General features: G+C 50.2%; 6 protein-coding genes. 1 reads left to right on the top strand and 5 read right to left on the bottom strand.

Annotated elements, in window-relative coordinates:
• Positions 1-51: 51 nt before the first annotated feature.
• Genes OKC30_RS18560 through OKC30_RS18540 form a run of 5 tightly spaced genes read right to left on the bottom strand, consistent with a single transcriptional unit; the run spans position 52 to position 7130 of the window.
• Positions 52-1584: a site-specific DNA-methyltransferase gene (locus tag OKC30_RS18560; RefSeq protein ID WP_270809742.1), complete on the bottom strand. Its 1533-nt coding sequence runs from the start codon at positions 1582-1584 to the stop codon at positions 52-54.
• Positions 1585-1601: 17 nt separating this feature from the next.
• Positions 1602-2246: a DUF4276 family protein gene (locus OKC30_RS18555; protein ID WP_161507942.1), complete on the bottom strand. Its 645-nt coding sequence runs from the start codon at positions 2244-2246 to the stop codon at positions 1602-1604.
• A complete protein-coding gene (locus OKC30_RS18550; RefSeq protein ID WP_161507941.1) occupies positions 2243-3370 on the bottom strand; it encodes an AAA family ATPase in 1128 nt (375 codons plus the stop codon). The genes OKC30_RS18555 and OKC30_RS18550 overlap by 4 nt, the downstream gene beginning before the upstream one ends.
• Complete coding sequence (locus tag OKC30_RS18545; protein WP_161507940.1) at positions 3367-6222, bottom strand: SNF2-related protein; 2856 nt, start codon at positions 6220-6222, stop codon at positions 3367-3369. The genes OKC30_RS18550 and OKC30_RS18545 overlap by 4 nt, the downstream gene beginning before the upstream one ends.
• A complete protein-coding gene (locus OKC30_RS18540) occupies positions 6219-7130 on the bottom strand; it encodes a WYL domain-containing protein (RefSeq protein WP_161507939.1) in 912 nt (303 codons plus the stop codon). The genes OKC30_RS18545 and OKC30_RS18540 overlap by 4 nt, the downstream gene beginning before the upstream one ends.
• 160 nt (positions 7131-7290) lie before the next feature.
• Here OKC30_RS18540 and OKC30_RS18535 point away from each other — a divergent pair, with 160 nt between their 5' ends.
• Entirely contained in the window at positions 7291-8247 is a 957-nt protein-coding gene (locus tag OKC30_RS18535; protein WP_270665148.1) for a hypothetical protein, read from the top strand.
• Positions 8248-8434: the final 187 nt, after the last annotated feature.

The following is an 8434-nucleotide window of genomic DNA, read 5'->3' as shown; positions in this document are numbered from 1 at the left end:
AGCAGAGAAAATCGATACAGAACAGGACCTTGGAAGGAGTTTTAAAGGGACTCAACGCTTAAGGTCCTGTACATGAAGCTGGTCATAGGCCAGCGAGCCTGTGGTCACGTAGATATGGTCAGTTTCGGTGCTGTAGCCATGGTTCCAGAACTGGGTCTGGCTGGGGGCGTAGGTAAAACCCATATGCTTGCACATGGCCTCGGCCAGCATCTCGGCGTTATATTCCTTATTGATGACCCAGTTACCCCAGTCATCTTTTTTCAACAAGGATGGAGCCAGTCGCAGATAACGGAAACCACCACCACCTTGCCAATTATATTTTTCAGTAACGCCTGTCATATCCTTCCCATCAATTACTGATTGAATTCTTGGCACTACATGGGTTACTGCTTGCTCTGCAAGTTCAATTGTTATCCACTGTCGCCCCATTTTATGAGCAACCGCAGCTGTGGTCCCTGAGCCAGCAAAAGAGTCGAGAACAAGATCTCCTGGATTACTAAAATGTTTTAGTATGAGTTCAACCAGAGCCTCTGGTTTTTTCCCGCTTCTAAAGTCAACCCCTCCTTCATGACGACAGTTACCAAAATTTGCTGCAAAATCGTAATAATTTTCTATTGGAGTTGTTGAAAAGTCGTTATCCGAGTTCAGCTTATCTATTGGAACTCCTTGGTAATATTTCCCTTTTGACGCAGAAGCTCGTTGTGGGCCGGTAAAGTATCGATAAGGAAATTTATCATCACCAATCCCATCTACTCGATATAAAACACCCAACCCGTCGATATTTGATCGACCGGCCAAGAAATCTCTAAAAAAGCGACCTGATGAATTACCATCAAGAATAGTGCCTGATGCCCATACCTCTTTTAATCCATCATCAGATCCCACTCCTTTCTCTATTAAATATTCACCTTTCTGAAACACCATTACCCGCTTATTCCCCAACGAAATCTCTTTTCCTCCTGCCAGCTCCTTTATATAATAATTAAACTTCTCATAACTTGAGGTTTTTTTATTCAAATTCGGCTTCGCACCCCATCCTTTTCTATATACGTGCACTTGCTCGATTTGCTTATGAAAATCCATATCTTGCTTTAGTGTTTTATTTGCATATCTTACTTGTACATACAAAGTTGTGAGGTAGTTTTCTCGTCCAAAGACCTCATCCAGCATAACTTTCAAATAGTGTCCTTCAGCATCATCTATGTGGCAAGCCATGAAACCATCAAAAGCCAAAAGCTTATAAATCGCATCAATACGGTCTCTCATTAAAGTCAGCCATTTAGAATGCTCTAACCCATCCTCATAATGTTCAAATGCGTTCCCCGTATTATACGGCGGGTCAATATATACACATTTCACCTTGCCTGCGTATTGATGTTCCAACGCCTTAAGCGCCAGCAAGTTATCGCCATGGATTAACAGATTATCGTTGAAAGCCGTATTTGCTTCGCCTTCCTCGTTAGTAATCACCTTTGCAGACTGATAAGAGAGGCTTTTATCTTCAAGAAAAATACGCGGCTCAAGACGCGGGCGTTTATCCTTGCCAATCCAGGTGAGTTCCAATTTTTGCTTAGTTGTTGTCATGTTTATTCCAGCCATCATCAGCGAGGCAGCGCCAGCAGGCGCTCAATCCAGTTATTAAAATGGGGGCACTGGGCGCGAATGGCATCCAGCCCAATATCTTCAGCAATTAAAGGACCATCCACGGTCTTTTTATAGTGTGGCACTAACGCCAAGATTCGTTTTGACGGCGCAGTTTGCGGGCTGTTATTGATATGTTCTGGCGTTGCAAACGCGCCACGGATCGCGGCCATCGGTGCAAGCAGTGCCTGATCATCCAGCCATTCAGCAAACTTTTCTGGCGCACTGAACAGTAGCGCCTCGAACTCGTGCAACATCAGGTTAGGGATAAAATTGGGCGCATCGATATCCTGCTGCAATGCCAGCTCTAGTCGCACCACCTGCTCATGGGCATCCGCTACTCGGCCATCCAGCCCCGGAAAATCATTGGGCAGGCCATAGTAGTCCATCATGGTGGTGACATACGCCCCTTGGTCCTGCCGACACAAGCGCGTCAGTTGGTGCTTCACCTTGCCATAGCTGACTATCCCGCCCTTATGCCCTGGACTGGTCTGCGCCAGAATGGGCGTCAGATAAATGCCCAGACGCGAAAAATAGGGAACCAGCAGATCACGCACGAAAGTCTCTTCGGTTTGCCCTTCAACAAAGACCAGAACTCGACTCATGATTGTGGTCTCCCGCCCAGCAGGTTCTTCTTCCACAAATCACCCAGGCTGTAATCCTGTAGCCATTCGCTCAGTTGATCCTCTTCCAGACGTTTGAAGGTAGAGGCACCGTTCTGCTTATCCACGACGATCAGATCCTCGACATCAAACTGATTCACCAGCTCGACCGACTGGGTCGAGATGATCAGCTGATGTTCGATACTGGCGCTTTTAATCAGCTCGGCCAGCACATTGATGGCATAGGGGTGCAAGCCCAGCTCTGGCTCATCGACGATGATGGCGCTGGGCATAAACTCTTCCGGCTGCAGCAGCACAGTCGCCAGCAGGATAAAGCGCAGAGTGCCATCCGACAGCTCACTGGCCTTGAAGGGAATATCGTGATCCTTCTCGGTCCATTCGAGCTGAATGCTGTCTTGGTTGTCTGGTGTGGCGCGTAGGTAAAAATCACCGAAATAGGGTGCCACCATGCGAATGGTGCGCACAATCCGCTTGTAGTGGCCGGGATGATTTTTTTGTAACCGGAACAAGAAAGCCGCCAGATTTGCGCCATCTTCCCGCAGGTAGTCGTTATCGTTGATACGGTGGATCTGCTTGACCTTGGCACTCTCGCTGGTGTCATGGAAATGGTAAACACGCCAGCAGCGCATAATCTTTTGCATTTCAGGTGCCAGATCTTGAGCCATGGATTCAAAATGACCAGAGCTATAACTGCCCTTTCTTATCGTGACAGGAATAGTTCTTTCATCAGACAAAGCCAGATCCGATTGTTCATCATTCCCTTTTAATCCTTCCTGCCTAAATATCATCCTATTGTCATTCGTTGCCTCTAACGAGAAATAGTATTCATGCTGACCAAGCCATATATTGCCATTGATCTCATCCGTTTGTTTGCGGCCGTAATGCAACAGGAGATCTGGCCCCCCCGTTTTGCCAACCAACAATTGCAATCTTTTATCGAGCAGCGCAGCGATGAATTTGAAAAAACTGATGAAGTTCGACTTACCGGCACCATTGGCACCGATTAGCACATTCAAAGAGCCCATCTGCAGATCACACTTGGCAATCGACTTATAGCCATCAATCACGATATGGCTCAACTGAGCACTGCTGGTAATGTTCTTCATGCTGCCGCCTCACGTTCATTCGCCACGACCTGCCATGTTACCGCAAACAGCTCCGTCACACGGGTTTCTGTGGCCAGACGAGCTTCAACTTCTTCCAACAGGCGATCCTCTTCCTGTTCAATCTTCTTCTTCTCTTCGTAGTAGTGCAGCATGGCGTTATCGCGTTCTCTCTCTAGCTGTTTGAGTGCCTTCTTGGCTTCCATCTTCTCCTGCAAGGAGGTCAGCTGCCGTGATGCTTTACGTGCTTCCTTGATTTCCTGATCCAGCTGTTTGATACGCAGATCCAGTGCAATGCGTTTGTCTTCAGACCAACGCTCCAACTTCTCGACCTCTTCGCCATAGTAGGTTTCGTTATCGCGCTCAACCTCACGCTGAAAATCCCACAACTGTGCCTGCTGCCACTCTGACAGTGAAGAGAAGTCAGGCTCAGGGATGATGACTGGCACCTGGGCTAACGGCAGTTGCAATAGTCGCTCGACGATCTCGCTATGCAATGGCTCGCCATGCTGGTTGGTCGCCAGCAATAGCAACTGTTCCCGACGCTGCGCCGTTGATTCGATACTCACCTTGATGACCTTTAGCAAACCACGATTGCCTATCAAGGCTTTCACATCAGTCCATTGCCCCTGATCAGGCGAGCGTTCGTAAACAAACTGGAGAGCAGCAGGCGGCAAGTGAGCCGCCTTGGCCTGTGTAATCAACTCGGCGCCAAGACCATCATGAGGCCGGAAAAACTCACCATCCTCGATCTCTGCCGTCTGCCAGTTCAGACTGTATTTGCCATCGCGCCAGACAAAAGCCCCCGCAGCTTCACTAAACCCGCCCTGCTCCTGTAAGGCCATACGGGCCAGTAACAGCATCTTCTGCTGGTAAGCCGTCAATTCGATATTGGTCTTGTCCCGACGGGTATTTAGTCGGCTGACGACATCGGCATCGAAATGCTCAAACAACGACCGGCGGGTATCACTATTTTTGGCCTCCAACTGATCTTTGAGCTCTTCTTGCAATGAATTGAACTCAGATTCAATTTGCTCATCACTACGGCAGCGCTGGTAGATATCGTGGATCCGGCGTTCAATATCGACCCCTGACTCAATGGAGCCAAGGACTTCATCAGAAGCACCAAACACACCTTCAAACAGTTGAAATTTCTGACTCAGCAACTCAAACACGCGCTCATCAGCACGGTTGCCCTTGTTGATAAAATTGACCACGACAACATCGTTCTTCTGACCATAACGATGGACCCGGCCAATCCGCTGCTCGACCCGCTGCGGGTTCCAGGGCAGATCGTAATTGATCAGCAAAGAGCAGAACTGCAAGTTGATACCTTCGGCTCCCGCCTCAGTGCAGATCATCAAGGTGGCATCATCGCGGAACCGCTCAACCAGAGCCGCTTTCATATCTGCAGTTTTAGAACCAGAAATACGACTAGAGCCCCGATGACGCTCTAACCACTCCTGATAAATCTGTTTCGATACTGAATCACTGTTACTGCCGTTTAGCATCACGATCTGACCGTCATACCCTTGAGCCGCCAGCATCTCTGCCAGCCAGGTTTGGGTTCGGACTGACTCGGTGAAAATTACTGCTTTGCGGCTGCCACCTAGCTCGGCTGTTTTCTCAAAGGCACGTTCAAGCACGCGAACCAAGGCATCCGCTTTAGCATTGTTGGCGATACTGCAGGCCAGGCGTTGAAAATCCTTTAATAAATCAATCTCAGCCTGCAGAGCTTGAGGATCAATCAACTCCTCGTCGCTCACCCCCTCTTCATCCTGAAGGTCTGGCAAATTCTCATAATCTGCCAAGGCATCCAGCAGCGGCTGCTTCTGCTCCAGGCGAGTAATCATGGTCTGCAGGGTGCCTTGAATGGCAAACGACGATGAAGCCAAAATTTTGCGAATGACCAAGGTCACCAGATGTCTGGCACCACTTTTGATGGCTAGCAGATCTTCACGCTGCAGATACTCGGAGACCTGCCGGTACAGTTGCTCTTCTTGCGTTGAAGGGCGGAAATCCTCGGTCATGGAATAACGACGAGTGAAGCTAATACCGCCCTCTTCCTGTACCTGGCGTCTGAGTGTGCGATTGCACACTTTGCCCAAGCGATCTCGAAGCAACGCCAGTTCAACCTGATCCAGTTGTTGACGGCCATAACGGGCCTTAAACGATGGCAAATCGCCAAAGAAGTGCGGATCAATGATGGACACCAGCCCGTACAGCTCCAGCATACTGTTCTGCAATGGCGTGGCCGAAAGTAAAACTTTCTTAATCCCCATTAAGGCGTTATCAAGCACCTTGGCTGTCTTGGCTCCATCACTCTTGTAGACATTGCGCAACTTGTGCGCTTCGTCCATGACGACCAGATCCCACGGGATACGCTGAAGTTCTGACTCCTTGCGGGCTGCAAATTCATAGGAGCAGATGCAAATTGCAGGCTTTCCGGAAGCACGTTCCAGATCAAACGGATTGGCCACCCCCGCCTTTTTAGATTCATTGAAGGACTTTGCCTCCATGATCATTGAAGGCAGCGAGAATTTTTCCTCAAGCTCCTGACTCCACTGTTTGCGTAAAGTGGCAGGGGCTATCAACAGTAACTTACGACGGCGTTCGGCCCATTTCTGCGCCAAGACCAGGCTGGCCTCGATGGTTTTTCCAAGACCCACTTCATCGGCCAGAATTACACCGTTCGACAGTGGGGATGCCAGCGCGAACATGGCCGCCTCGATCTGATGCGGGTTCATATCAACCTTGGCTCCGGCCATCGTCTTGGTCAACGACTCTTCCGCCTTACCCTCTAGCGTCAGACTATGGGCCAGCCACGCTTGCTGATGTGCTGAATAATGACTCACGCTTTATCTCCCGTGGCAGATGCCGGTTGCACTGAGTTCGCTCCATAGCCCGGAGCCAGCACCAGATTTTCAACGCCATACAAGGTGGCCTGATTGTTCAAGGCCAGTGGATGGCGCTCGGCTGGCAAGCTGTGCTCCGGTGAACAGTCCACATTCCAGTAGTTGAGCAGATAGCCCGCCAACGCAGCGCGGATCTGCACACAGCGCTGACCATCGACCATGCCATAGTCCATCGCTATGGCCTCGGGATAGGCAATCGCAGGATGCGGGATCAGCTCCAAATCGACAATTCGGTTCCACTGATGATCAAACTCGCGAGTCTCTTTTTCCGGCGGAACATCGTTTAACAGCGAGACAGTTTCAAAGCGCGAACAGGAGAAATCACGGAACGCCTGCCGGAGCCGATCAAAGGCGCGAACATGCCAGCGATGACCATCATTGGCCAAGCTGTGGGGCACCAGCTCTCGTTGCGTTCGCCCGGACGAGAGCGAGACATAGCTGCAGCTGATGGCTTTTTGCAGATGAATGGCCCGCATCAAAGCGGACAATATTTCGGTCTTGGGCTGGATCAGTTGCTGCGGAGCCAGGCAACGCGCATTCGGCAACTGGGGTTGCGTGATGCCATTCCCAAAGCCAAAAGCCAGACAAGAGAGCGCGGCGGTAGGCTCATGGTCAAACAAAGGTTTGAATGCAGGCGTCCGCTCATAGACCTTGTTTTGCGGACGCAACACCAGGTTGCCCGCACAAAACTCCTTGTAGGCCCCGAAGTCACGGGTCGCAGCCGCAGGGCCAATACCGAAGCGCTCTATCAGCGCAGCACGGGTGATAGAGCCAAAGTAGTTGAGGCAAAAATCGATATACGCCAAGCGCTCACGCTGGGCATAGGGAAGCTCGTCTAAAACCTGCATGCGGTTACGGTCAGATATGTTCAATAGAGACTTAACCTATCATAACGAACAAGTCACGCAATCAAAATGATGACTTAATGTGAGCTTGATGATAAAACTGCCTCATGCGGCTCTTATCTGCTGATTTATCCAGCGAATAAATAGCGTCGAGGGGGATGTGGTGGCGGCATTTAACAAGATTCCATTTGCGATCAGAGAAGCGGATCGAAAGATCGTCAGCATTGAGGATGTGCCAAGAGGATTGGCGTGTGCATGTCGTTGCCCCAGCTGCGATGCGCGGCTGCAGGCAAGGAAGGGAGACGTTAACGAGCACCATTTTGCTCATCACGATAGCAGTGCAGAGTTGTGTGAGTTTGCTCTTGAAACCAGCATTCGCTTAATGCTGCTGGAGACGTTAGGACAGATCCAGTCGATCAGTACGCCGGATTTTTTGTGGGGAAAGGAGATCATCATTCGCGGACGAGAAAATGTGGCACTGACATTCGATCTCGACTTGTCACAGGGTAATCAAAGCCCGCATTTCATCTATAGAACGCCGCAAAACGATGACTACCGCGTTGGTCTCTACCTGCCTGCCGCCGGGCAAAACGCCCCTCCACTTTGGTTAGAAGAGTTCACCACAGCAAAGCCAAAAATCGGACTACTGCAGCTCAACTACAGAGCGATTGCCGAGCAGCTTCAGGGCGGTCACAACAACGAATATGTCGCCAAGCTGATCAGCATTGTTCAAACCGAGCCCAAAGCGCTGAGCTGGCTTTACCATCCGCGCTTTCAGGAGCGGGTAAAACAACGCCGACAGCAAGAAGAAGAGAAGCGCCAGCAACAACACAATGAACGGCAGGCTCGATTACAGCAGTATCGAATACTGCAAGCTCAACAGGCAGAGCAAGTATTACAAGCTAAAACCCGCTTACAGCTGGCCTACCATGATCTGGAGCATCGCCCCTACGGCTCCAATCAAGAGTGGGCGCCGTTGTCGGGTGAGAGAGTAAGTCAGGGGAACTGCGTCCGCCGCTGCCGCATTTGCGGAGCACCGGTGGACCCACCGACCTCTTCCGGTTACTGCCGTAACCGCCAATGCTACATTGCTCGACGAAAATATGGCATTCGATGCTGAACCACTCAACGAGTCGAGGAAGAGATGGACGACTACATGCCCCAGCTGATCCGGATCATGCCCGACTATGGTGGCGAATATGTCTTTGATGAAGATGGTGGTGTAACTCGGTTCATGTACAGGATCTTTAGCAGCAACCAATTGAAATAGATATAAAAATGGCTTCGATTGTGATCTGATTTTATCG

This window comes from Aeromonas sp. QDB18 (assembly GCF_027705325.1).
Classification (GTDB): domain Bacteria; phylum Pseudomonadota; class Gammaproteobacteria; order Enterobacterales; family Aeromonadaceae; genus Aeromonas; species Aeromonas caviae.
The sequence above is the reverse complement of the archived record's forward strand: the minus strand, read 5'-3'. Positions and strand labels throughout refer to the sequence as shown.

What these genes read in the sequence shown, in the direction of transcription:
- OKC30_RS18560 (WP_270809742.1), bottom strand. Translation starts at nt 1,584, where the DNA reads ATGACAACAACTAAGCAAAAATTGGAACTCACCTGGATTGGCAAGGAT.
- OKC30_RS18555 (WP_161507942.1), bottom strand. Translation starts at nt 2,246, where the DNA reads ATGAGTCGAGTTCTGGTCTTTGTTGAAGGGCAAACCGAAGAGACTTTC.
- OKC30_RS18550 (WP_161507941.1), bottom strand. Translation starts at nt 3,370, where the DNA reads ATGAAGAACATTACCAGCAGTGCTCAGTTGAGCCATATCGTGATTGAT.
- OKC30_RS18540 (WP_161507939.1), bottom strand. Translation starts at nt 7,130, where the DNA reads ATGCAGGTTTTAGACGAGCTTCCCTATGCCCAGCGTGAGCGCTTGGCG.